We start from the raw sequence: 23716 nt of genomic DNA, 5'->3' as shown, positions 1-23716 counted from the left end.
GGCAGGGGAGCAGGGGAGGCAGGGGAGGCAGGGGAGGCAGGGGAGGCAGGGGAGCAGGGGAGTAGGGGAGGCAGGGGAGGCAGGGGAGCAGGGGAGAAAAACTAATGACTAATAACTAATACAGCAGATTTGGGGTAAATAAGGTACAAATTTGAGGAACAAAGTCTTATGCTAAGAGACTTTCAAAGCTGTTACCTGTCCCCTGTTCCCTGTTCCCTGTGCCAACATTCTTATAATGGACGAAAATAAACAGGTACACTATACAAGCCAGCCATTGGGTGAATCAACAGAGGTAAATCAAGCAATGATGAGCGACTCCCAAGCCCCAATCAATTCTCATGAATCTGGCAGCGAGGTTACTGAGCAAGTGGCAGCCCCAACTGATGTAGCGGGAGACACTGTACTCACAGAAGAAAATAACATCGCTGCACCAGAGACTACTCCAGTCGAAACAGCTGCTTTGGCAGAATTGACTCAACAAATTGAGTTGCTCAAAGCGCAACTAGAAGAACGCAGTACGCAATATATGCGAATTGCGGCTGATTTTGAGAATTACCGCAAACGCACACAAAAAGAAAAAGAAGAACTAGACATACAGGCAAAGCGGAATACCATTATGGAATTGCTGCCTGTAGTCGATAATTTTGAACGGGCAAGAGCGCACCTCAAGCCACAAACCGAAGGTGAGATGACAATTCACAAAAGTTATCAAGGAGTTTACAAACAACTCGTAGATTCCCTGAAGCGATTAGGTGTATCGCCCATGCGTCCGGAAGGCCAGCAGTTCGATCCCAACCTTCATGAGGCAGTAATGCGGGAACCTACGGATGAACATCCTGAAGGAACAGTGTTAGAAGAGTTAATACGCGGATATTACTTGGGCGAGCGGGTGCTACGCCATTCTATGGTCAAAGTGGCTGCTCCGAAAGAAGATGCACCACCAGCACCAGAAAGTCAGTCGAGTCCAGCCGATAGTTAACCTGTCTAAAGCTCGCCTCGCTGACCAATAGTGCCTAGGTCATAGTAAAGGCGAGCATTATGAAGGATTGGCTATCGGCGACTCTTGACTGTTGACTCTTGACTGGGGAAGCCGAGGAAGCAGAGAGGCAGGGGAGGTTTTTCCCAACAATTCTTTAATTTTGAATTTTAAATGAGAGAATTTTGAATTGATTGATGCCCCCTGCCCCCTGTCCCCTTGCGCCCTGTGTCTTGCCTGAGTCCGTAGTTAAATAAAAATAGTCCGTGCAACATCACGGCAAAAGCCCTCAGTAAAAATACTTAATTATGGGAAAAGTTATTGGGATCGACTTAGGCACTACAAACAGTTGTGTTGCAGTTTTGGAAGGTGGCAAACCAATAGTAATTGCTAGCTCCGAAGGCGGACGAACCACACCGAGTATTGTAGGATTTGGTAAAAGTGGCGATCGCTTAGTTGGTCAATTAGCAAAACGCCAAGGTGTCACGAATGCGGAAAACACGATTTATAGTATTAAACGATTCATCGGTCGTCGCTGGGATGATACAGCCACAGAGCGCGAGCGTGTACCTTATAGCTGTGTGAAAGGTCGAGACGATACCGTTGATGTGCAAATTCGCGGACGCAACTTCACACCCCAAGAAGTATCCGCCATGATCCTGCAAAAGCTTAAGCAGGATGCGGAAAACTTTTTGGGTGAAGCGGTGACGCAAGCAGTAATTACCGTACCAGCATATTTTACTGATGCCCAACGACAAGCTACTAAAGACGCTGGCACAATCGCTGGGCTAGAAGTTTTACGAATTATTAATGAACCGACTGCGGCTGCTTTAGCCTTTGGATTAGATAAACAAGACCAAGAACAGCTAATTTTGGTTTTTGACTTGGGCGGCGGAACATTCGATGTATCTATCTTGCAGTTAGGAGACGGAGTTTTTGAAGTCAAAGCCACTGGCGGTAATAACCAACTGGGTGGCGATGATTTTGATAGCTGTGTTGTCAATTGGATGATTGAACGCTTCCAACAGCAAGAGAAAATCAACCTGGCACAAGATAAAATGGCACTGCAACGCCTGCGAGAAGCGGCAGAAAAAGCCAAAATTGAACTTTCCAGCATGGCAAGTACCTCGATTAACTTGCCTTTTATTACGGCTGATGAAACCGGGCCAAAACATTTAGAGATGGAACTCAGCCGCTCTAAATTTGAAGAGTTGGCAGGGCATTTAATTGCAGCTACTATCGAGCCGATGATTCAAGCCCTCAAAGATGCAGACCTGAAACCACAAGACATCAACCGCATTATTTTAGTCGGTGGTTCGACCCGCATTCCTGCGGTACAAAATGCCTTGATTAAGTTTTTTAACGGCAAAGCCCCCGACCGTTCCGTGAACCCGGATGAAGCTGTGGCGTTAGGTGCGGCGATTCAAGCGGGTGTACTGGGTGGCGAAGTCGAGAATCTGTTGCTGTTAGATGTTACGCCTCTATCCTTGGGAATTGAAACCTTGGGAGAAGTATTCACCAAAATTATTGAACGTAACACCACAATTCCTACCAGTAAATCTCAAGTATTTTCTACCGCCGTGGATGGGCAAACCTCAGTAGAAATTCACGTTCTCCAAGGTGAACGGGCAATGGCACGAGATAACAAAAGTCTGGGCAAATTTCTGTTAGCAGGAATTCCTCCAGCCCCCCGTGGTGTGCCGCAAATTGAAGTATCGTTTGATATTGATGTTAATGGAATTCTCAAAGTTGCTGCCCAAGATAAAGGCACTGGTAGAGAGCAGAGTATTAGGATTACTAATACAGGTGGTTTGAGTAACAATGAAGTAGAACGGATGCGGCAAGAAGCCGAAGTGTTTGCGGAAGAAGATAGAAGACGTAGAGAATTAGTTGAACTGAAAAACCAAGCAGATAATCTACTATCAAGTTACGAATCCACCTTGAAGGATAATGGCGAATTCATAGACGAGCAAATGAAAGCCTTAGCCGACGAAAAAGCGGCTATCCTCCAGAGTGTAATGACAAATCCCGCCATTTCTCTCAAAGAATTCCAACAATGTTTAGATGATTTCCAACAATCTCTGTTTGCTATTGGTGCGAATGTTTACGAACGAGCCACTGACCAAAATGCAGAGGAAATTGACATGGTTTCAGATAGTTCTCTCTCAGTAGAACTAGAACAGCCGATGAATGGCACCTTGATTCCACAATTTAATTTTGATTTTGATGAAGAAAGTACAGCACAAGCTGATTATGAAGCGATAGATTAGGAATTCGGGCATAGGGCATAGGGCAGGGGTGCAAGGGTGCGGAGGAAGCGGAGGAAGCGGAGGCAGAAATTATTTCCCAATCCCCAGTCCCCAATCCCCAATCCCCAATCCCCAATCCCCAACATGGGTGGTTTTCCACACCTAATAGTGCGGCTAGCCCCTCTGGTTGATCAGCAGGGCTTTGGTCTGCTACGTAGCACAATGATAAAAGAGACTGTCGAGCAGGAAGTGAGAGGTTTACAGCTATGCTGCCTCTGTTCCCAACTTCGGTAGCTTTTTTCGTTTTCCACGAGTAAAGCAGCTATTGCTTGAAACTTGCTGGTGATCTTTAGTAAAAGAGAACAAGGTAAAATCGAATATTACAATAAATTAACTTTTACCTTTTGTAACGGCTTAAGCCGAACTGCTTTCTTCCCCCTACTTTTACCTTTGCTATATGGCCCGCGACTATTATGAAATTTTGGGCGTTTCTCGTGACGCTGACAAAGAAGAAATCAAACAAGCATACCGCCGGTTAGCCCGGAAGTATCACCCAGATGTGAACAAAGAACCGGGAGCGGAAGAACGCTTTAAGGAAATTAACCGCGCTTATGAAATCCTGTCTGAGCCGGAAACCAGAGAGCGTTATAACCGTTTTGGTGAAGCTGGTGTCTCTGGTGGTGCTGGTGTCGGCTTCCAAGATATGAGCGATATGAGTGGTTTTGCTGATATCTTTGAAAGCATTTTTAGTGGGTTTGCTGGTGGTATGGGCGGCCCAACGCAAAGACGGCGCGGCGGGCCGGTGCGAGGTGATGATTTACGGCTAGACCTAAAGTTAGACTTTCGCGAAGCAGTATTTGGTGGAGAAAAAGAAATTCGGATTTCCCATCTAGAAACCTGTGAAGCTTGTAGTGGTTCGGGAGCAAAACCAGGCACTCGTCCACGCACTTGTTCAACCTGTAGTGGTTCTGGTCAAGTCCGTCGTGTGACTAGAACACCTTTTGGTAGTTTCACTCAGGTATCAACTTGTCCTACCTGCAATGGTACTGGCATGGTAATTGAAGACAAGTGTGATGTTTGTGATGGTAAAGGGACAAATCAAGTTACCAAGAAACTGAAAATTACCATTCCCGCAGGTGTGGATAATGGTACACGCTTACGCATATCCCAAGAAGGTGATGCTGGTCAACGTGGTGGCCCCCCTGGAGATTTGTACGTCTATTTGTTTGTGAATGAAGATGCCGAATTCCAGCGCGATGGCATTAACATTCTCTCGGAAATTCAAGTTAGCTACTTACAAGCGATTTTAGGCTGTCGTTTGGAGGTAGAGACGGTAGACGGGCCTGTGGAATTAATTATTCCCCCCGGAACTCAGCCGAATACGGTGATGAAGTTGGAAAATCGAGGTGTTCCGCGCTTAGGCAACCCTGTGAGTCGGGGTGATCATCTATTAACCGTATTAATTGATATTCCGACGAAGGTGACACCAGAGGAGAGAGAATTGTTGGAGAAGCTAGCTAAAATTAAAGGAGACCGTACTGGTAAAGGCGGTCTGGAAGGATTTTTGGGAAATCTGTTTAAGTAATGACGCTCTCTCCTCTATCAACACCTGATGCTCAACTTGACTTGCGTGGCACTCCTTGCCCGATTAATTTTGTGCGGACAAAACTTTATTTGGAGAAAATGCCCCCAGGAGCATTACTCGAAGTCTGGTTAGACCCTGGCGAGCCAATTGAGCAGGTTCCTGATAGCTTGACGATGGCAGGTTATCAGGTTGAAGAAATTACAGACTGCTCTGGTTATTTCTCTTTGTTAATTCGCCGTCCTGTGACTGTCTCATGAGATTTGATGCTACTGAACAGTTATTAGGTACGGTGTTAGCCGTGCAAGCGAATTTTTACAGGGTACAGCTAGATGTAGAAGCAAGTGAGCAGGGGAGCGGGGGAGGAGGGGAAAAAGTGGATTTAGATTCACCTCTGCCCCTCGGCCCCTCTGCCCCTCTGCCTCTGCTCCTGTGTACTCGCAGAACGCGGTTGAAGAAAATCGGGCAGCAGGTGATGGTTGGCGATCGCGTGCTTGTAGAAGAGCCAGATTGGTCTGGAGGACGGGGAGCGATCGCGGAGGTTTTACCCCGTCAAACTGAATTAGACCGCCCGCCAATCGCCAATGCGAACCAAATCCTGTTAGTTTTTGCGGTGGCTGACCCTCCGTTAGAACCCTACCAACTCAGCCGATTTTTAATTAAGGCTGAGTCTACGGGTTTAGATGTGCTTTTATGTTTGAATAAAAGTGATTTAGTTACCCCAGAGGAACAGCAAGAAATTCGCGATCGCCTGTTAGTTTGGGGTTATCAACCGCTATTTATTAGCGTCCAGAATCAAATCAATATTGACCAAGTAGCCCAACACCTAGAAAATAAAATTACCGTGGTGGCTGGCCCTTCCGGTGTGGGCAAATCCAGCTTGATTAATGCGCTAATTCCCGACGTTAACCTGCGGGTGGGTGAAGTTTCCGGTAAATTAGCGCGTGGTCGTCATACTACGCGCCATGTAGAATTATTTGAATTACCCAGTGGTGGGTTGCTGGCGGATACTCCGGGTTTTAATCAACCTGATTTAGATTGTAGTCCAGAGGAATTAGTTCATTATTTCCCAGAAGTACGAAAACGCCTCACCGATGCTAGATGTCGGTTTAATGATTGTCTACATCGAGATGAACCGGATTGTGCGGTGCGGGGTGACTGGGAACGATATGAACATTATTTAGTGTTTTTGGAGGAAGCGATCGCCAGACAAACTCAGCTTCAACAACAAGCTGATCCCGAATCTACTTTAAAGCGCAAAACCAAAGGTAAAGGTCAAAGCCAATACGAACCTAAATTAGAAAGTAAAAAATATCGCCGTACTTCTCGACGCACTCAAGTGCAAGCTTTACAAGATTTGTACCAAGAAGAAGAAGAGAGCGATCGCTTTCAATCATAAAGTTGAATATAATTTAATGTTTCTTCAACAAAGTACAATTTTATAGCAGATTGCAACCGGATAAATCATCAAATCATCCGCGTTTATCTGCGTTTACACCGAAGTTCTGATCGGCGGAAGCCGCCGCTCAGACTTCTCTCTGCGTTCAATTATTTCTCTAAAATATGACTAACCTCAGCAGCTTAGAATATATTCCCTATATTGATGAAAACGGTCAATTACCGGAATACTTACAGGGAAAAATTGGAGTATATGCCATTTTTAATCAAGAAAAAATCCTGCAATTTGTCGGTTATTCTCGTGATGTTTATCTAAGTCTGAGACAGCATTTAGTTCGTCAGCCACAACAATGCTATTGGGTGAAAGTTGAAACTATTGAACGTCCCAGTCGGACAGTTTTAGAAAATATCGAGAAAGCTTGGATTAGTGAAAATGGCAGTATTCCTGTGGGCAATGGGGAAAATAAAGAACAATGGACACAACCGATTAATGTTAAAAATCTCATAACACCTGAAGAACAGGAAAATTATGAAAATCCGGCTAATGATGAGTTAGCAAAAATTGCAATTTTAAAAAATGTCGCCCGACGAGTAGAAGCAGAAATTTTCCAAGTTTTAGAAAATCGTGGGTTAAAAACACAAATGCGCTTTAATCCTAAGTTAAAAGAACAAGGATTACTTGATTTGAAATAATTACACCATAAATAATTACTTATCTATTTGCATGACAAGACACGGTAAGGATATACATCTATGTTTCCTTACCTCTGGAACTTCTGAATTAAAAGTTAATAGTTTTGGGATAACAAACAATATAAATTATACTAAGGTGAAATAATATATATTGAGCAAGGTTGTATCAGAAGATGCAATAAACCTTGTAGATAGCCACAGGGTTGTCATGACGATAAATCTATTAAATGACCGCTATCAAGTTATTCGCACGTTGGGGGCTGGGGGTTTTGGCGAAACCTATCTAGCAGAAGACAGCTATATGCCATCAAAACGGCGATGTGTGGTTAAACAACTCAAACCTATTCAAAATAATCCGCAAATTTACGATATAGTAAAAGACAGATTTCAACGCGAAGCAGCGATTTTGGAAGAACTAGGTAGTGCTACTGACCAAATTCCTCAATTGTACGCTTATTTTTCTGCTGATGAGCAATTCTATTTAGTGCAAGAGTTTATAGAAGGGGACACACTCACCAAAAAAGTGCAACAGCAAGGTTTGATGAGTGTGAATGCTGTCGAAGAACTTTTGGTGAACTTGTTACCGATTTTAGAGTATGTTCACTCAAAGCACATTATTCACAGAGATATCAAACCAGACAATATTATTTTGCGTTACAGTGATAGCAAACCTGTACTGATTGATTTTGGTGCTGTGCGGGAATCAATGGGAACAGTGATGAATTCCCAGGGTAATGCTACCAGTTCAATTGTAATTGGCACACCTGGGTATATGCCAAGTGAACAGGCCGCAGGTAGACCAGTTTATTCGAGTGATTTATATAGTTTGGGTTTGACAGCCATATATCTGCTGACTGGGATGCAACCGCAACAATTAGCAACAGACTCACAGACGGGAGAGATTATTTGGCGTAATAATGTGAATGAGATTAGTCCTGCTATGGCTAGTGTAATTGAAAGAGCGATCGCTTATCATCCGCGCGATCGCTACCCCACCGCTAGAGCCATGCTTGAGGCTTTGCAGAGTACAATCTACTCCATACCACCGACACAAGTAGGAGTTCCACCAACACTTACCAAAGTCCCTGTTACTACTCCACCAAAAACTTCAGGTAATAATCAGAAGGCTATTCTCTTAGGAGGTTTGATTGCAGGTGGGTTAATTGGTAGCTCTGTAATTATAGGCCAGGTATTAACGAATTCTCCTCAAACCACAGTCGGACAAAACAGTAAATCTTCGATCAAAGACTCAAATATCGCGCCTGATGACGTGACAACACCAGCAGAGGTGACAGCATCACCAGATATTAGCAAATCGCCAAATTTAGTTACAACTACTGACAATTATTTTTGGTTATCTGAAAGACCTGTTACCGATGCAGATTTACAAGGTAAAACAGGTTTTGAATTAGATATTATGCGAAATACAATTTTCGCTCGTCACGGTCGCAGTTTTGAGAATGCTGGTATACAGGATTATTTTAATCAGCAACCTTGGTATGATGCTAAATATTCAGCAAAGGAATTTCCTGCAAAATTGCTTTCAAATGTAGAAATGCGAAATGCAGTTTATATTGGCAGATATCAAGACACTTACAATTTGAGAAATTTTAAAAAATAAGGTTTGTTATAACATTGTCGAGATTGACCTCTCCCCCAGCCCCTCTCCGACGCGGAGAGGGAAGTATGATTTCTCCCCCTTCCCTGGTAGGGAAGGGGGCCGGGGGGTTAGGTCTGTATCTGAGGTGCAGAAGCGAAAAATCTCAAAATTTGCACTTATCTAAATATTATGGCTGACCTCTCCCCCAGCCCCTCTCCGACGCGGAGAGGGGAGTAAGATTTCTCCCCCTTCCCTGGTAGGGAAGGGGGCTGGGGGGTTAGGTCTGTGTGGAATATTAGGGAAAAAATTCTGCGTACAATTACTGAATTCTTCAAAAAAATTCACAATTAAATTACATTTACATATATTTAAGAAGTTATATCTAACGCCAAAAAAGCTATCAGGAAGTATTGAATGTCAAACTTTGGATTTAAATATATTAAAAATGCTTTAAGCAAAGCTTTAGAATCTTTACCAGATTGGAACAGTCTAAACCCCTTTGAGAAAGGACAGCAAATTGATAAATCTTTTAAATCTATTTTGAAAGATTTAATGGAACAATTCAATATGAAGCCTGGTATTGATTATGTTGATAATTTAGGTGATACTGAACCAATTACAGATTTTGTAGCCTTGTCACCAAAAGCAGATGATTTAATTCAAGGATTATTAACTGGTAAGATAGTCGCTATTTCAGAGCATAGTAAAGTTAGTAAATTAGGTAATCAATTTACTGTTAAAGCTCATTTCCGTGATTTGAGAAAGTCAGCCTAACTGAATTTAATGAATTAGCTGTCTGCTGTTTCAACAAGTGTAAAACAAATATATCGCAACAAATTAATAGGTAAAATCAATGTTTTTTACAGAAAAACCAAAATATTTTGAAGAAGGGAACTATATCTATGAGTGTAAATCTTCTCCTAATAATCTAGATGCTCCTATTAATGAAAATAGTCTTAAAAAATGGATAAATGATGTAAAAAAACTATTGAAAAGAAAACAACCAAGCGGTTTTCGTTATATCTTCCCTGTTAATCGTCTAGATAGCAATAATCGCAATCTTTTAGAACAACTGAAGGCAGAATTTCCTAATATAGATATACAATATTATGATTGTGAATCAGTTGATCTCCTTGTAAAATCTTTGCAAAAAGTAAACAGCTTACCTGAATTAGTTCAATACATTCAACAAGCTAGGAGTTAAAATTTATGTCTCAAGGTGTTCATTTTGCAAGACTCAAGTATTTTTCTGAAGAATTTACTAAAACTATAAAGCATGACGAAGTTTTGCAGGAGTTAAAGAAGATTTTAGAAAAAGAAGAAAAAGTTGATGAAACGTTGGAAAGTAAATTTATTGAAAATATAGAAACTAAATTTCCCAGTCTAAATGCTTATGGTGAGATAGAAAAATTTCTGGGGAAAAACTCAAAAATTATATTACACCCGAAATCACGGTTTTACTTTGTTAATGAAGAAATATGGGAGGTTATACAAGAAGAATATTTTCAAAGGTCTAAACAAATAGACAAAAAAAAAGATTTTTCTGAGATAGCAGAAGATTATATTACAATTAAGAAATATTTTGATAATAAAATGTTAGTTTTCGATGCTTCATAAATATAAATAGTGGCACAGGCTTCTAGCCTGTGAAAGTCTTAAAATAAAATCTGTGAAACTCTCAAAAACAAAACTTTAAAAAGTAAAAAATCAAGCCTATAAAATGATTAGTTTTAATTCTTTTTAGTGGATAACAGGCAAGATGCCTGTTCCACAATTCACAGTAAAATTATTTTAACTAAAATTCCTCCCATAAAAAAGGATAATCTTCAGGAGTTTCTACTAAACTAGCCTTGACAGGATTTTCCCTAATATAGTTCCAAGTATTCAAAAACTCTTGATGATTTCTCATAATTCGATCATATCTTTCATCTTGCCACACAATGCCAATATGCTTCATAACTGTGGGAATTTGCTTAGAACTATAACTTTTAATACTATGTATAATACTGCTTAAAGACCAATGTTCATTGTCTGATTTAGGTAAAGGCTGCATTAACCAATGAACATGATCAGGCATAATTACTAAAGCAAAAGTACGATATCTAATTTGATTTTTATTTTGACTAGCATCAAAAAACAAACAACAGTTTAAAACAGTTTGCCTTCCTTCATTAGTTAATTCTAACTTATCCCAAGTTTTAAAAGTCACAAAATAAACAGATCCCGCTAATTCCCAGTGGGGTAAACATCTTTTTTTGATGTCTATTTCTGGATTATTTTCCACTGATAAAAGTTTCGATTGTTCTATTTTCATAATTTTATTAATATGATGTTGTTCATGATTGATATTTAAAATCTTTTAACAGGTTGGCATCTAATTAAGTGGCACAGGCTTCTAGCCTGTGAAAATATATTTAAAATCTTTTAACAGGTTGGCATCTAATTAAGTGGCACAGGCTTCTAGCCTGTGAAAATGTGAACATCAAACCTGTGAAATGAATAGTGTTAATTCAATTTAATAGATAACAGGCAGGATGCCTGTTCCACACACAAGATTTTGCTGTTTATTTCAGGTGAGTCTTGATGGACTCACCCTAACCTAAACTATACCAACAAAGCCTGTTCCTCCTTACTAATTACCCTACCCTCATCCTCAAAACCGACAATTTGATCAAAGTTCAAATACCGATACAAATTATCAGCAAAAGGATGAATCTTATTCGCCACAATATCCAGATATTCCTGCACTGTGGGAATGCGTCCTAACAACGCACAAACTGCGGCTAATTCCGCAGAACCTAAATACACTCTTGCACCTTTACCCATGCGGTTGTTGAAGTTGCGGGTTGAGGTAGAAAACACTGTTGTACCATCAGCAACTCGCGCCTGATTTCCCATACATAAACTGCATCCAGGCATTTCTGTTCTCGCACCAGCCGCACCAAACACTCCATACACACCTTCTTCTTTTAATTGGTGTTCATCCATGCGGGTTGGTGGTGCTATCCACAGGCGAGTTTTCACCCCACCTGCACCTTCTAAAACTTTCGCTGTTGCCCGATAATGACCAATATTTGTCATACAAGAACCAACAAATACTTCTTGTACTGGGTCATTGGCAACTTCCGATAATAACTTAACATTATCGGGGTCGTTTGGTGCAGCTACAATTGGTTCTTTGATTTCGTTCAAATCAATTTCAATTATTGCTGCATATTCTGCATCTGTGTCGGCTTCTAATAACACAGGGTTGGCTAACCATGCTTCCATTTGGGCGACACGACGCATGATAGTCCGCGCGTCTTGATAGCCTCTGGCTACCATGTTCTTTAACAGCGCAATGTTAGAACGCAGATATTCAGAAATTGTTTCTACACTCAATTTAATTGTAGAACCTGCACAAGAACGTTCGGCGGTAGCGTCGGTAAGTTCAAAGGCTTGCTCTACTTTTAAATCTGGTAAGCCTTCAATTTCCATAATTCTACCGGAGAAGATGTTTTTCTTGTTCTCTTTCTCGACGGTGAGCAAACCTTGTTGAATGGCAACGTAAGGAATGGCGTTAACAATATCTCTTAAGGTAATTCCCGGTTGCAATTCTCCTTTGAATCTTACCAAAACTGATTCTGGCATATCCAAAGGCATCACACCCAACGCGCCAGCAAATGCTACTAAACCAGAACCAGCCGGGAAGGATATTCCCAAGGGGAAGCGGGTGTGCGAGTCGCCGCCTGTGCCTACGGTGTCGGGTAATAACATCCGGTTGAGCCATGAGTGAATGATACCATCGCCGGGACGCAATGCTACACCACCACGGGAGGCGAAGAAATCGGGGAGTTCTTGGTGGGTTTTGATGTCTACGGGTTTGGGATAGGCGGCGGTGTGACAGAAACTCTGCATTACTAAGTCAGCACTGAAGCCGAGACAAGCGAGTTCTTTGAGTTCGTCGCGGGTCATGGGGCCTGTGGTATCCTGAGAACCAACGGTAGTCATGATGGGTTCGCAGGATGTACCGGGACGTACACCGGGTAAACCGCAAGCTTTACCGACCATTTTTTGGGCGAGGGTATAGCCTTTACCTGTGTCGCTGGGTTGCTGGGGACGGATAAAGACGGTGCTGGGTTCTAAACCAAGGGCTTGGCGGGTTTTGTCGGTGAGGGTACGCCCAATTAGTAGGGGAATACGTCCCCCGGCGCGGACTTCATCAAGAATGGTGTCGGGTTTGAGGGTGAAGGTGGAGATGACTTCGCCGGCTTGGTTGGTAATTTCGCCTTTGTAGGGATGGATGGTTATTACCATGCCGGTTTCGAGTTTGGTGACATCGCACTGAATAGGCAAAGCACCGGCATCTTCGGCTGTGTTAAAAAAGATGGGAGCGATCGCACCACCTAAAATATACCCCCCGGCGCGTTTGTTGGGAACAGAGGGGATATCTTGCCCTGTATGCCACAATACCGAATTAATCGCTGATTTCCGCGAAGAACCAGTCCCCACCACATCCCCAACATAAGCTACAGGATGTCCTTTTTTCTTCAACTCGGCAATGGTTTCTAAACTTCCCGGTTGGCGTGTCTCTAGCATTGCTAGGGCGTGTAAGGGAATATCTGGGCGAGTAGTGGCGTGGGTGGCTGGGGATAAGTCATCGGTGTTGGTTTCCCCAGGGACTTTAAACACGGTGACGGTAATAGCTTCTGGTACTGTGGGGCGCATTGTAAACCACTCAGCCGCAGCCCATGAGTCAACTACCCGTTTAGCGTAGGGGTTAGTTTTCGCTAACTCTAACACATCATGGAAAGCATCATACACTAACAAAGTCTTGCTTAAAGCGGTGGCAGCTTGTTCAGCAACGGGGAATGCTAGCAACTCAATTAAAGACTGCACATTGTAACCGCCTACCATTGTGCCGAGTAATTCTACCGCTTTTACGGCGGAAATCAAGGGGCTGGTAATTTCGCCTTTAGCAATACCTGTGAGAAACCCAGCTTTCACATAAGCTGCTGCATCTACACCAGGGGGTATGCGATCGCGCAATAAATGCAATAATGTATCTTCTTCCCCTTGGGGTGGATTTTTCAGCAATTCGCATAACTCTGAGGTTTGCTTTGCATCTAACGGTAAGGGAGGAATACCTAGGGCTGCTCTTTGGGCCTCTTGTTGACGATATAATTCCAGCATTGTGTTCTCCAAGTTATTCAAGCAAAGGTTCGTCAAAATTTATCATCACTTCCTATGTAGGATGAGAATACCACCTCATCACTCTTTCCCAGGTGAACTAGATAGAAAGTGAGATTCCTGACTTGATTTTTTGTGTCTAGCAAGGACTTATAGCAATTTCCATTCCCGTGCGGTACAGTCAGTCAGAATTAAACGCAGATGCACGCAGATAAACGCAGATAAATTTGTACCTCGTGAGACTAGAAAACGCTATATAATTATTACTGTATAGCTACTTTTGCGTTTATAGCTATTTGAAAACTATTCCTTTAGTTGCCTTGCTGAATTTGATTTTTCGGCAAAATTTACGATAAAATATTACATTTGTCTGCTTCACTCTGGTTTGGTATATGTCTCAAACTTACACTGTTGAAATTCTTCACCAAGGCAAAACTCACATATTACAAGTTCCTGAAAACGAAACCATTTTATCCGTAGCTGATGCTGCTGGTTTAGAGTTGCCCAGTTCTTGTCATGCAGGTGTTTGCACCACTTGTGCAGCGAAAATTATTAACGGCGGAACTGTAGATCAAACTGATGGTATGGGCGTTAGTCCTGATTTACAAAAACAAGGTTATACTTTGCTCTGTGTCGCCTATCCCCGTTCTGATTTGAAAATTGAAACAGAAAAAGAAGACACTGTTTATCAGTTGCAATTCGGTAAGTAATACCAATGGTTTGATGTCGGTAATTGGTAATTTTTTACTGTCAGGATTAATTGCCTAAAATGCAAATTACTGATTGTCATCATTACCAATTACTGTTACAAATCAATAAGATATATGATTACTATTTGATTTTTCATAGATACGGAGAGTTCTTTTTCGCGGAAAGTACAGCACCCTTGTTGAGATTCTGGTGCGTTACGCTGTGGCTAACTCACCCTACTGGACTGACACAGCTAAATTTGTGCATTAAAACTCTTTTGTGGGATGGGCATCTTGCCCGTCCGGTGCAGGCTAGAAGCCCGCACCACAAAAACTATATTTTTGCACTACTTTAGCCTTGCCACGCTACTACAAATACATTTTATGGAAAAATCAAACCTGCTGCCTCTCAATCAGAAGAGTGTTTCACTGCGGCTGAAATCGGTTAATCTAGAATCTACAAATCAACTTGATTGATAGCCATGACTACTCATTTTATTACCGCAGAAATTGACCTTCAAGAAACACCCACCGAGTTACAACAAGTGATTGAAGCAGAGTTGAAAAAGCAGGGAGAACCCCTACGCTGGGCTGTTACTGCTGTAGACTCTGAAAAGGAAAAGGCGACTGTGGAAGCTGTGGTGACTACACAAGCGCAATAATTCGTTTACAAGAGTGCTGAGTAACTAGAACTTGAATTAAATAAATTAATCCGTAATAATTTTTAACCTAGATTAACTCAGCACTCAAGTCTCAAAATGAATCGTCCCTACACAGCTATCCTGATTATACCAACTGGCGTTGGTGCGGCGATTGGTGGTTATGCAGGAGATGGTATACCCGTTGCTAGATTAATAGCACAGGTTTGCGATCGCCTGATCACTCATCCCAATGTCCTCAATGGTGCAAGTTTGTACTGGAATATTCCCAACGCTTTCTATGTGGAAGGCTACGGGCTTGACAAATTCGCCGCCGGATGCTGGGGGTTGCGTCCTGTCCGCAACAACAAAATCGGTTTACTTTTAGACCAGGGAATTGAACCAGAGTTAAGGCTCAGACACCTACAAACAGCCGACGCAGCACGGGCGACTTTGGGCTTAACTTTAACAGATTATGTAATTACCGATGCCCCCTTAAACGTAGAATTACGCACCGCACCATCGGGGGCAAGTTGGGGAACAATAGGCAACCCAGATAGTTTATTGCGGGGGGCGGAAACATTAATTAAACAAGCAGGAGCAGAGGCGATCGCAGTCGTCGCCCGTTTCCCTGATAATATGGATGAGGAAGCAGTGCAGAACTACCGCCTTGGTGAAGGTGTAGACCCCATTGCCGGAGCAGAAGCCGTAATTAGCCATTTAGTAGTTAAAAACTGGCAAATTCCCTGCGCCCATGCACCCGCCCTAGCTGCTGAACCTCCAGAGCCAAATTTAGCCCCCCGTTCGGCTGCGGAAGAAATAGGTTATACTTTTTTACCAAGCGTACTTGTAGGATTGAGTCGCGCCCCACAATTTATATTAGAAAAGGAATTAACTGCATCTTACGCTGCTGATATTTGGGCGGAACAAGTAGATGCGATAATTATGCCAGCCACAGCTTGCGGCAGTAGTGCATTACTCAGCCTCAGCCAAAAGCCATGTCAAATCATCACCGTTGAGGAAAATCACACCCAAGTCAAAGTCACACCCCAAAGCTTAGGCATAAAATCTATACAAGTAAACTCATATTTAGAAGCCGTAGGTGTTTTAGTTGCCCACAAAGCAGGTATAAACCCAGCTTCCCTAATTCCTAAAATATCTCCTTTAGAAGAAAGTCATTAGTCATTAGTTATTAGTTATTAGTCATTAGTTTCTCTCCTCCGTTCCCTCATCTCCCCCATTCCCCAAACTCCCGTGGTTGAACAAAAAAAACAAGATCCAGAAATTCCATACTTAACCCGCACCCAAGTGCTAGTGGCGATGGGAGCAACTGCAACCCTGTTATGGATAGTTGCCAAAGTGTGGTTACGCTTGGGCAACTTTTTATTATTTGAATGGCATTGGTATCCAAGAGACTTTGCTTTAGGGTTGGGTGTGGGTGTAATGATTACAGTTTTGAGTGGGCTGGCTTATCGCTTATACCCGCCATACCGCCAAAGTGCAGACTATTACTTAGAATTAGTGCTGAAACCTTTAGTATGGCCGGATTTAATTTGGTTAGGTTTGCTACCGGGATTAAGTGAAGAATTATTATTTCGCGGTGTGATGTTATCCGCTTTAGGGCTGGATCATTTCGCTGTAATTGGCTCTAGTGTGTGCTTTGGCATTTTGCATCTGAGCGGTTCTCAACAATGGCCTTATGTAATTTGGGCTACCATTATTGGTATAATACTGGGATACAGCGCATTGTTGAGTGGTAACTTGTTAGTGCCAATTGTTGCTCATATGATGACAAATTGGGTTTCTAGCTGTTTGTGGAAACTTCAGAATTCATAGTTATTAGTCATTGGTCATTGGTCATTAGTCATTAGTTGTTAGTTTCCCTGCTCCCTCTGCTCCCCTACACTGCTACACCTGCTGCGATCGCGATCGCCTGTGGTAATATCTGATGTTCTTGGACTTGAATTCTGGCGTGGAGGGTTTCGGCTGTGTCGTCTGGTAGTATTGGCACGGCTGCTTGCACTAATATCGGGCCGCTATCAACTTCTAAACAAACTAAATGCACTGTGCAACCAGTAATTTTTACCCCAGCTTGCAAAGCTTGTTCAACAGCGTGAATGCCTTTGAAACTAGGTAATAGGCTGGGGTGAATATTAATAATTTTATTGGGAAAAGCATCAATCAAAACAGATGTCACAACACGCATCCAACCCGCTAAAACTATCCAATCTACATCATATTGCTGTAAAGTATTGACAATTTCCTGATCAAAAGATTCACGGCTTTTATATTCGCGGTGATTCAACAAAACCGCCTTTACGCCCTTGTCGGCGGCTCTAGTTGCGACTTTAGCCTGGGGATTATTGTAAATTAAAACTTGAATTTGGGCATTAAGTTGTTTATCAGCGATCGCTTGAGCAACTGCTTCAAAATTACTGCCACTACCAGAAGCCATTATCCCCAATTTTAAAGGAGCGTCTTGAGCTAGGTGATGAGTATTAACGCTGGGAGAAACAAGGCTCAAAGTAGAATCAAGGCGGAGGTTCATAAGCAATTCAACAATTCAAAAATCAAAACTCAAAATTACAAAGCTGTCAATACAGTAGCTAAATCGCCAAGAGGAAAATGCTCATGCCAAAAAAATACACCAACTCATGGTTAGACAATGATACATTTGCCGCCTGGACTTTTCTCACACCTGCCCTAATTTTGTTAGGTTTATTTGTGATTTGGCCGATTGCCTATTTGTGTTACCTCAGCTTTACTGCTGGGAGTTTCACCTCTAGAGGTACTTATTGGGTAGGTTTGAAAAACTATTGGCGTTTAATCCTCAACCCTGATTTTTGGCAAGTTATCGGCAACACAGTTTATTTTACCCTTGCCAGTTTAATTCCGAGTTTAGTTATTCCCATCGGTTTGGCAGCTTTATTAAATCGTTCTCTAGCCTTGCGCGGTTTTCTCCGCAGTGCCTATTTTTTACCTTCTATTATTTCTCTAGTAGCCGCCGGTTTAGGATTTCGTTGGTTATTTCAAACATCAGGCCCCGTCAATGAATTGTTAAATTTATTTGGTATTGCGCCAATTTCTTGGTTGGGAGATACATTTTGGGCAATGCCTGTAATAATTATTATGACTATTTGGAAGCAACTGGGTTTTAATATGGTGGTGTTTTTGGCTGGTTTACAGACTATTCCCCCCAGTCGCTACGAAGCCGCAGAACTCGACGGTGCTAACGGTTGGCAACAATTTTGGCATATTACTTTACCCGGTTTGCGACCGACTTTAATTTTTGCCACAATTACCACCTCTATTTTTACCTTACGCAGTTTTGAAACAGTTTATGTAGTCACAGGTGGCGGCCCCCTGAATACTACGAATTTACTCGTGTATTATATTTATCAAGAAGCTTTTGCTCAATTCGATTTTGGTTATGCAGCCGCAGCCGCTACAGTGCTGTTAGGCATTACTCTTGTACTTGTTTATTGGCAATTACAAACCTGGGAAGAAGAATAAACAACCGTCTCTAGATATTTTCCTGTCTTCTTTAATGTGAGTTCGACGAATTGAAAAACCCCTCTCCAAACCTCTCCCCTACAAGGAGAGAGGCTTTCAAAGCTTTATTTTTCGTTGAAACCTCAGCAGATTTTAGCCCCTCTCCGCGTCGGAGAGGGGTTGGGGAGAGGTTCATCGAATTCACGTTTTTTTAATGTTTTATCAGCTACTAGAATTTTTGTAGGACTAATAACTTATTTCCACAAAAAATAAATCCCTCTCAAGAAAGATTTTAAGTAAAAATTATTTTTTTCAATACAAGTAATAATTACACGCAGCTTTGATATTTCAAAGGTTTGCCAAATTAACCGCTTGCAAGCTGCTAAAAATTGTATACTGCATTAATTAAATGATTTCTCAGTATATAATTCTTTGACATTATCAATTTTTCCTGACTTAAATCAGCGTTGTATGTCGCTAAAATAGCTTGTCAAGGATAATTTTTCGTACTGCCAAATTTTTTAATCACTTGGGATTTTTTTGAGTGTAAGACTGACTTTTTTTTGTGGGTGTCATCTCGGTAAACAGCAAGTTTAATAACTGATTTTTGTAAACATTGACACTTTGAGGTAAACACAATGAAGAATTTTGCTGACAAACAAGAATCAGTATTGAGTCAAATCAAAGACAAATTTTGTCAGCGTCGAGATTTTAGTGGCTGTGATTTAAGCGGTATTGATTTAGCCGGGGTAGATTTAACTGGGATTAATTTGATTGGTGCTGATTTAAGCTACGCTAATTTATGCGGTTGTATCTTGACAGGTGCTAACCTCAACGGTGCGAATTTAAAGCAAGCTAATTTGCGTGAAGCTAAGTTAGATGAAGCTTCGTTATCAGAAGTTAATTTAAATGATGCTGATTTAACATTTGCAAATTTATGCGGAGCTTTTTTGTGGCGATCGCAATGTTGTGGTACAAATTTCTGGGGTGCTTCTTTATGTGAGACTGATTTGAGGGAAAGCAACTTAAGTCAGGCTAAGTTAATAGAAGCATCATTAATTGAAGCTAATTTAACTCAAGCCAATCTCACAGCCACCAAGTTATGCGGGGCTAACCTACTCGAAGCTGATTTAACTCAGGTAAACTTAACTGCTGCTGACTTGACATGGACAAATTTAACCCAGGCTAACTTGAGTGATGCAACCCTGCGAGACACCAAAATTATTTTTGCTAAGTTGCGGAATACAATTATGCCAGATGGCAAAATTCACAACCCTCAAATAGCCATTGTTCAATGATGCACTAGGATATATTCCTAACGTAGAAAATAAATCTTGTAGGGTGGGCAGGAAAGCCCGCCCTGATGTGCTTGAATAAAATTACATAAGCTTGGTATGATTTTCAGCCTTTAAAATTCCCGACGTGAGAAAATAAAAATTGCGATCGCTAACAACATAATCATATAAACTAAGCCATAACCAGCATTGGCAATCAATGTAGTAGCATTCGGTATTGCTTGCAAACCATAAACCGCATCATTTTTTAAATCTAGTCGCGATAAATCTGGCAATATCAGATACAAAATATTAGTAATTCGTTCCATTACAGGATTGCGACTCATCCGACTCAGTTGTACTAAATTCTCAGTAATATTCCCCATTAAATATACAGCAAAGGTTAAAGATACAGCTAACAAAGAGCTAGTAAATACACCAAAAGTGATAGCCACAGCAGCCATCAAAGCTAATTGCAAGCATAAAAACACCGATGCAATTAAAATGCTGGTGATGGAATAAGCGATATTACCAAACTGCAAAAACAGAATATAAATAGCTGTCATACTAGCAAGTAAGACAACCAAAACCGACGATAAACCCAAAAACTTACCTGCGATAAATTCCCCACGGCTGACAGGTTTAGCAATTAATAATAGAATCGTGCGTTTTTCGATTTCTTTGTTAACAAGTCCAGTACCGATAAATATAGTCACAATTAGACTAATAGCACTCATTGCCGCCAAACCGAAATCTAAAAACATTTTGTCTTCGGTACTAGCTGCATACTCAGGGAAAGCGCGGATAGCCACAGCTAAGAGTAGAGCATAAAAACCGATAATATAGAGGATGCGATCGCGTATCACTTCCTGAAAGACATTTTTGGCAATTACAAAAGTTCTCGTCATAGTTATTAGTTATTAGTTATTAGTCATTAGTCATTAGTTATTAGTCATTAGTTTTCTGCCTCATCTCCCCCATTCCCTATTACCTACTGCTGCGGTGGTGGCGCACCTGGAATCAATTGACTTAAGCGATCGCAATCGATTTCTGCTACAGTAGGTTTATCTTCCGGTAATCTATTACTTGTACGTCGATTGCCTGTACTTATAGCCACTGGTTCGATTTGGCATGATTTTTTCAAATAATACCCATTGGCATTAGAACTTGGCCCTAGCCAGATACTTAATAAATCTAATCTATACCCAGCCTTAGTGTTAACTACGCGTGGTTCAATACGCCATACTTCTTTTTCTTGATATTGGGCTAAATTTTGCTCTAAAACTTGCTTACCTAATTGTGCTAATCTGACATTTGCCTCTAGCAACCATCTTTCAACTTCTGACCAACGTTTATCAGCTATTTGTTCTTCTACTAATGGTTGCAGTCTATTCAGAATCAAAACGCCATTTTTTGGGATTTCTTCTGATTTTTCACTGATAATTACAAAGGTACTACGCCGAAAATCATCAGCCAGTACACTCGGATATTGCTGTAACCATTTATCCATAACAAAATAAAACTGAAGCCAGCAGCTAATAATCATACAGCTACCAACTAAAATAATAATTTTTTGCCGTGATTCTGGTTTAGGAACTCGCGCTTTAGAATCAATATCATTACCTTCAATAAATTCAGGAATAGCTGTAATTAATGCTGCTATTGTCGGCCAAAAAACAATTGCTATTGGTGTAATTCCAGTTTCTTGATTTCCCAAGGCAAATACACTGACTAAAAACCCTGTAATTACTGCGCCTAGAGGCATATAAGTTCCAGGTACTTTCACAGGATCATCAGTAGTATACCAAGCTGTACCCGCAATTAAAAATAACCAGCCACACAATGCTATTATATCCCTGACATAACCTATGGCAAAATAAGATAATGCCCAGGAAAAAACACTTAAATACATTAAGGTTTGCCAGGAGTAAGCTTTAGGTGGAATTAATATCTTTTTGATGCGCGCGTAAACATCTTCAAATATTTTAAATATCCCGAAAATATCTTTGATAAATGAGTTCATGGAGATACCCTTGAGCAAAAGATAAACATTTTTACCTATTACGTAACACTAGAACTATAGTAATAGCAGTGTAACTCAATGAATTAGCTATGATAGTAGTAGTAACTAAATTGGTATTTTGGAATTGAGCTTTAGTTAAGAAGCGCAATCTAGCACGGGGAGATGTTGGTTGTTCTTCTCGCTTTTTAGTAAAATCTTCATTGAGGAGAAACACAAAAAACCTTAACAGAAAAAACTTCACTAAGAAGGTAAAGAAGAAAATCGTAATTGTAGTAAAAATTAATACACCTTGTGTGTTAGTTGATTTTAAGCTATTAAAAAAAACAAAGTTTATGAGTTCGGTTTGAAGCTGAATTGGTAATCTAGGTTCTACAAAAAAGAATAATAGCCAACCAAAAACACCAGAAAAGAGATTGACAGCGATGGCATAAAATACACTGGTTTTTTTATCAAAATTTAATCTTTTATGATAAACATAAGCCTCAATGGGAATAGCAATCAAGAAAAAGAGAAAGTTAAACAAAATTAAACCAATAGGCCAAATTCTAGGCAGAATCAAATCGTCAAACATAAAAATACAAAAGCCAAGATAAACTATAAAGAGGATAGCTGTACTATTGAGAAAACTAGGGGTATTTATCTGACTGTGCTGCTTGCTATCTTGGTGTGTCAGTATACCCTAATTTATCCTTAAAATACCCACACACGCACAAAGAGTACAACTGGATATGCTGGCTGATTGTGCAGCACCTCCGGTAAGATGAGAGACTGCCACGTTATAGCTTTTCAACAGATGACAAGGAACGGCATCGGTATTCGCACAGCGCAAGTGCGTTCAGAACGGCTTACTGGCCAAATACACGTATATGATGGCTTGGGTAAAGGAAAATCCCAAGCGGCTTTAGGCGTGGTTTTGCGCTCAATTGGCTTAGGAATCAATACACAGAGTAATTACAACCGAGTTTTACTACTGCGCTTTTTAAAAGGGCCAGAACGGGATTATGATGAAGATGGGGCGATCGCTGCTTTACAACGCGGTTTTCCTCATTTAATCGATCAAGTACGGACAGGGAGAGCCGAATTTTTCGGCCCAGAAGAAATTACAGCCTACGATCGCGCCGAAGCTGCACGAGGTTGGGATGTTGCCAAAGGTGCGATCGCCTCTGGTTTATATTCCGTCGTCGTCTTGGATGAACTTAACCCCGTTCTAGATTTAGGTTTACTCTCAGTTGATGAAGTAGTACGGACACTTAAATCTAAACCCCAAGAGTTAGAAATCATCGCCACCGGACGCGCTGCACCGCAACAATTACTAGATATTGCGGATTTGCATTCCGAAATGAAACCGCAACACCACGCCAAAGCCCAAGAACTCTTGATTAACGGGATTGAAATTTATACAGGTGCAGGTAAAGGAAAATCCACCAGTGCTTTAGGTAAAGCCTTACAAGCCATTGGTAGAGGTATCAACCATCCTGGTTCTACCCGTGTATTGATTATGCAGTGGCTCAAAGGTGGTAGCGGTTACACAGAAGATGCAGCGATCGCCGCCTTGCGACAATCATATCCTGAAGTCGTCGATCATCAACGCTGCGGTCGAGATGCCATAGTCTGGCGCAATTCTCGGCAAGAATTAGACTATGTAGAAGCGGAACGTGGTTGGGAAATTGCCAAAACTGCGATCGCATCTGGACTTTACAAAACCATCATCCTCGATGAACTAAATCCCACCGTTGACTTAGAACTATTACCCGTTGAACCCATAGTTGAAGCTTTACTTCGCAAACCCCGCGACACCGAGGTGATTATTACCGGACGATGCCAAAATCACCCCGCCTACTTTGACTTAGCTAGCGTTCACTCAGAAGTTTACTGTCACAAACACTATGCTAACCACGGTGTAGAACTCAAACGCGGAGTAGATTTTTAAATT

General features: G+C 41.4%; 23 protein-coding genes. 17 read left to right on the top strand and 6 right to left on the bottom strand.

What is annotated here, in order from left to right:
- Window positions 1-232 precede the first annotated feature (232 nt).
- The 10 genes from grpE (at window position 233) to A3775_RS16685 (ending at window position 10115) form a co-directional block, all read left to right on the top strand.
- Entirely contained in the window at window positions 233-979 is a 747-nt protein-coding gene (gene grpE / locus A3775_RS16730) for a nucleotide exchange factor GrpE (protein ID WP_066374933.1), read from the top strand.
- A gap of 305 nt (window positions 980-1284) precedes the next feature.
- Window positions 1285-3246: a molecular chaperone DnaK gene (dnaK, locus tag A3775_RS16725; RefSeq protein ID WP_066374936.1), complete on the top strand. Its 1962-nt coding sequence runs from the start codon at window positions 1285-1287 to the stop codon at window positions 3244-3246.
- Between the two features lie 436 nt (window positions 3247-3682).
- Window positions 3683-4810 (top strand): molecular chaperone DnaJ, encoded by a 1128-nt coding sequence (gene dnaJ, locus A3775_RS16720; RefSeq protein ID WP_066374938.1) that lies wholly within the window; start codon window positions 3683-3685, stop codon window positions 4808-4810.
- On the top strand, window positions 4810-5067 hold the full coding sequence (locus A3775_RS16715) for a sulfurtransferase TusA family protein (RefSeq protein ID WP_066374940.1): 258 nt from the start codon (window positions 4810-4812) through the stop codon (window positions 5065-5067). Before dnaJ ends, A3775_RS16715 begins: the two co-directional genes overlap by 1 nt.
- Window positions 5064-6206: a small ribosomal subunit biogenesis GTPase RsgA gene (gene rsgA / locus A3775_RS16710; RefSeq protein WP_066425912.1), complete on the top strand. Its 1143-nt coding sequence runs from the start codon at window positions 5064-5066 to the stop codon at window positions 6204-6206. Before A3775_RS16715 ends, rsgA begins: the two co-directional genes overlap by 4 nt.
- Before the next feature lie 164 nt (window positions 6207-6370).
- Entirely contained in the window at window positions 6371-6898 is a 528-nt protein-coding gene (locus A3775_RS16705; RefSeq protein ID WP_066374944.1) for a GIY-YIG nuclease family protein, read from the top strand.
- Between the two features lie 208 nt (window positions 6899-7106).
- The gene (locus tag A3775_RS16700) at window positions 7107-8519 is read left to right on the top strand and encodes a protein kinase domain-containing protein (protein WP_066425910.1); all 1413 of its coding nucleotides are present in this window, start codon (window positions 7107-7109) and stop codon (window positions 8517-8519) included.
- A gap of 393 nt (window positions 8520-8912) precedes the next feature.
- Window positions 8913-9272 (top strand): hypothetical protein, encoded by a 360-nt coding sequence (locus tag A3775_RS16695; RefSeq protein ID WP_066425906.1) that lies wholly within the window; start codon window positions 8913-8915, stop codon window positions 9270-9272.
- A 79-nt stretch (window positions 9273-9351) separates the two neighbouring features.
- Window positions 9352-9702, top strand: a complete 351-nt coding sequence (locus tag A3775_RS16690; RefSeq protein ID WP_066425905.1) for a hypothetical protein — start codon at window positions 9352-9354, stop codon at window positions 9700-9702.
- A 5-nt stretch (window positions 9703-9707) separates the two neighbouring features.
- A complete protein-coding gene (locus A3775_RS16685) occupies window positions 9708-10115 on the top strand; it encodes a hypothetical protein (RefSeq protein ID WP_066374951.1) in 408 nt (135 codons plus the stop codon).
- A 178-nt stretch (window positions 10116-10293) separates the two neighbouring features.
- On the opposite strand, the gene A3775_RS16680 is transcribed toward A3775_RS16685, so the two are convergent.
- Entirely contained in the window at window positions 10294-10812 is a 519-nt protein-coding gene (locus A3775_RS16680) for an REP-associated tyrosine transposase (RefSeq protein WP_066374952.1), read from the bottom strand.
- A 290-nt stretch (window positions 10813-11102) separates the two neighbouring features.
- The gene (gene acnB / locus A3775_RS16675) at window positions 11103-13670 is read right to left on the bottom strand and encodes a bifunctional aconitate hydratase 2/2-methylisocitrate dehydratase (protein ID WP_066425903.1); all 2568 of its coding nucleotides are present in this window, start codon (window positions 13668-13670) and stop codon (window positions 11103-11105) included.
- A gap of 389 nt (window positions 13671-14059) precedes the next feature.
- Between acnB and A3775_RS16670 the strand changes: the two genes are divergently transcribed.
- The 4 genes from A3775_RS16670 to A3775_RS16655 all read left to right on the top strand — a co-directional run bounded on the left by A3775_RS16670 (window position 14060) and on the right by A3775_RS16655 (window position 16830).
- Entirely contained in the window at window positions 14060-14377 is a 318-nt protein-coding gene (locus A3775_RS16670; RefSeq protein WP_066425902.1) for a 2Fe-2S iron-sulfur cluster-binding protein, read from the top strand.
- 461 nt (window positions 14378-14838) lie between these two features.
- Entirely contained in the window at window positions 14839-15018 is a 180-nt protein-coding gene (locus A3775_RS16665; RefSeq protein ID WP_066374959.1) for a hypothetical protein, read from the top strand.
- A gap of 96 nt (window positions 15019-15114) precedes the next feature.
- Window positions 15115-16176, top strand: a complete 1062-nt coding sequence (locus tag A3775_RS16660; protein ID WP_066425900.1) for a DUF3326 domain-containing protein — start codon at window positions 15115-15117, stop codon at window positions 16174-16176.
- A gap of 72 nt (window positions 16177-16248) precedes the next feature.
- Window positions 16249-16830, top strand: a complete 582-nt coding sequence (locus A3775_RS16655; RefSeq protein WP_066425899.1) for a CPBP family intramembrane glutamic endopeptidase — start codon at window positions 16249-16251, stop codon at window positions 16828-16830.
- Window positions 16831-16894: 64 nt separating this feature from the next.
- Here the strand turns inward: A3775_RS16655 and purN are convergent, their stop codons facing one another.
- Entirely contained in the window at window positions 16895-17542 is a 648-nt protein-coding gene (gene purN, locus A3775_RS16650) for a phosphoribosylglycinamide formyltransferase (protein WP_066374965.1), read from the bottom strand.
- Between the two features lie 83 nt (window positions 17543-17625).
- On the opposite strand from purN, the gene A3775_RS16645 reads away from it, so the two are divergent.
- Together A3775_RS16645 and A3775_RS16640 are read left to right on the top strand one after the other, a co-directional pair.
- Entirely contained in the window at window positions 17626-18507 is an 882-nt protein-coding gene (locus A3775_RS16645; RefSeq protein ID WP_066374968.1) for a carbohydrate ABC transporter permease, read from the top strand.
- 617 nt (window positions 18508-19124) lie between these two features.
- Complete coding sequence (locus tag A3775_RS16640; protein ID WP_066425897.1) at window positions 19125-19784, top strand: pentapeptide repeat-containing protein; 660 nt, start codon at window positions 19125-19127, stop codon at window positions 19782-19784.
- A 110-nt stretch (window positions 19785-19894) separates the two neighbouring features.
- Here the strand turns inward: A3775_RS16640 and A3775_RS16635 are convergent, their stop codons facing one another.
- From A3775_RS16635 to fraC, 3 genes are all read right to left on the bottom strand, one after another.
- On the bottom strand, window positions 19895-20668 hold the full coding sequence (locus tag A3775_RS16635) for an ABC transporter permease (protein ID WP_066374974.1): 774 nt from the start codon (window positions 20666-20668) through the stop codon (window positions 19895-19897).
- 83 nt (window positions 20669-20751) lie between these two features.
- Window positions 20752-21783, bottom strand: a complete 1032-nt coding sequence (gene fraD / locus A3775_RS16630) for a septal junction protein FraD (RefSeq protein ID WP_066374976.1) — start codon at window positions 21781-21783, stop codon at window positions 20752-20754.
- 31 nt (window positions 21784-21814) lie between these two features.
- The gene (gene fraC / locus A3775_RS16625; protein WP_066374978.1) at window positions 21815-22354 is read right to left on the bottom strand and encodes a filament integrity protein FraC; all 540 of its coding nucleotides are present in this window, start codon (window positions 22352-22354) and stop codon (window positions 21815-21817) included.
- A 222-nt stretch (window positions 22355-22576) separates the two neighbouring features.
- Between fraC and A3775_RS16620 the strand changes: the two genes are divergently transcribed.
- Entirely contained in the window at window positions 22577-23713 is a 1137-nt protein-coding gene (locus A3775_RS16620; RefSeq protein ID WP_066374981.1) for a cob(I)yrinic acid a,c-diamide adenosyltransferase, read from the top strand.
- Window positions 23714-23716: the final 3 nt, after the last annotated feature.

The sequence above is a fragment of the Anabaena sp. 4-3 genome, assembly GCF_001597745.1.
GTDB lineage: Bacteria > Cyanobacteriota > Cyanobacteriia > Cyanobacteriales > Nostocaceae > Trichormus.
This window is presented reverse-complemented; position numbering and strand designations above follow the sequence as displayed.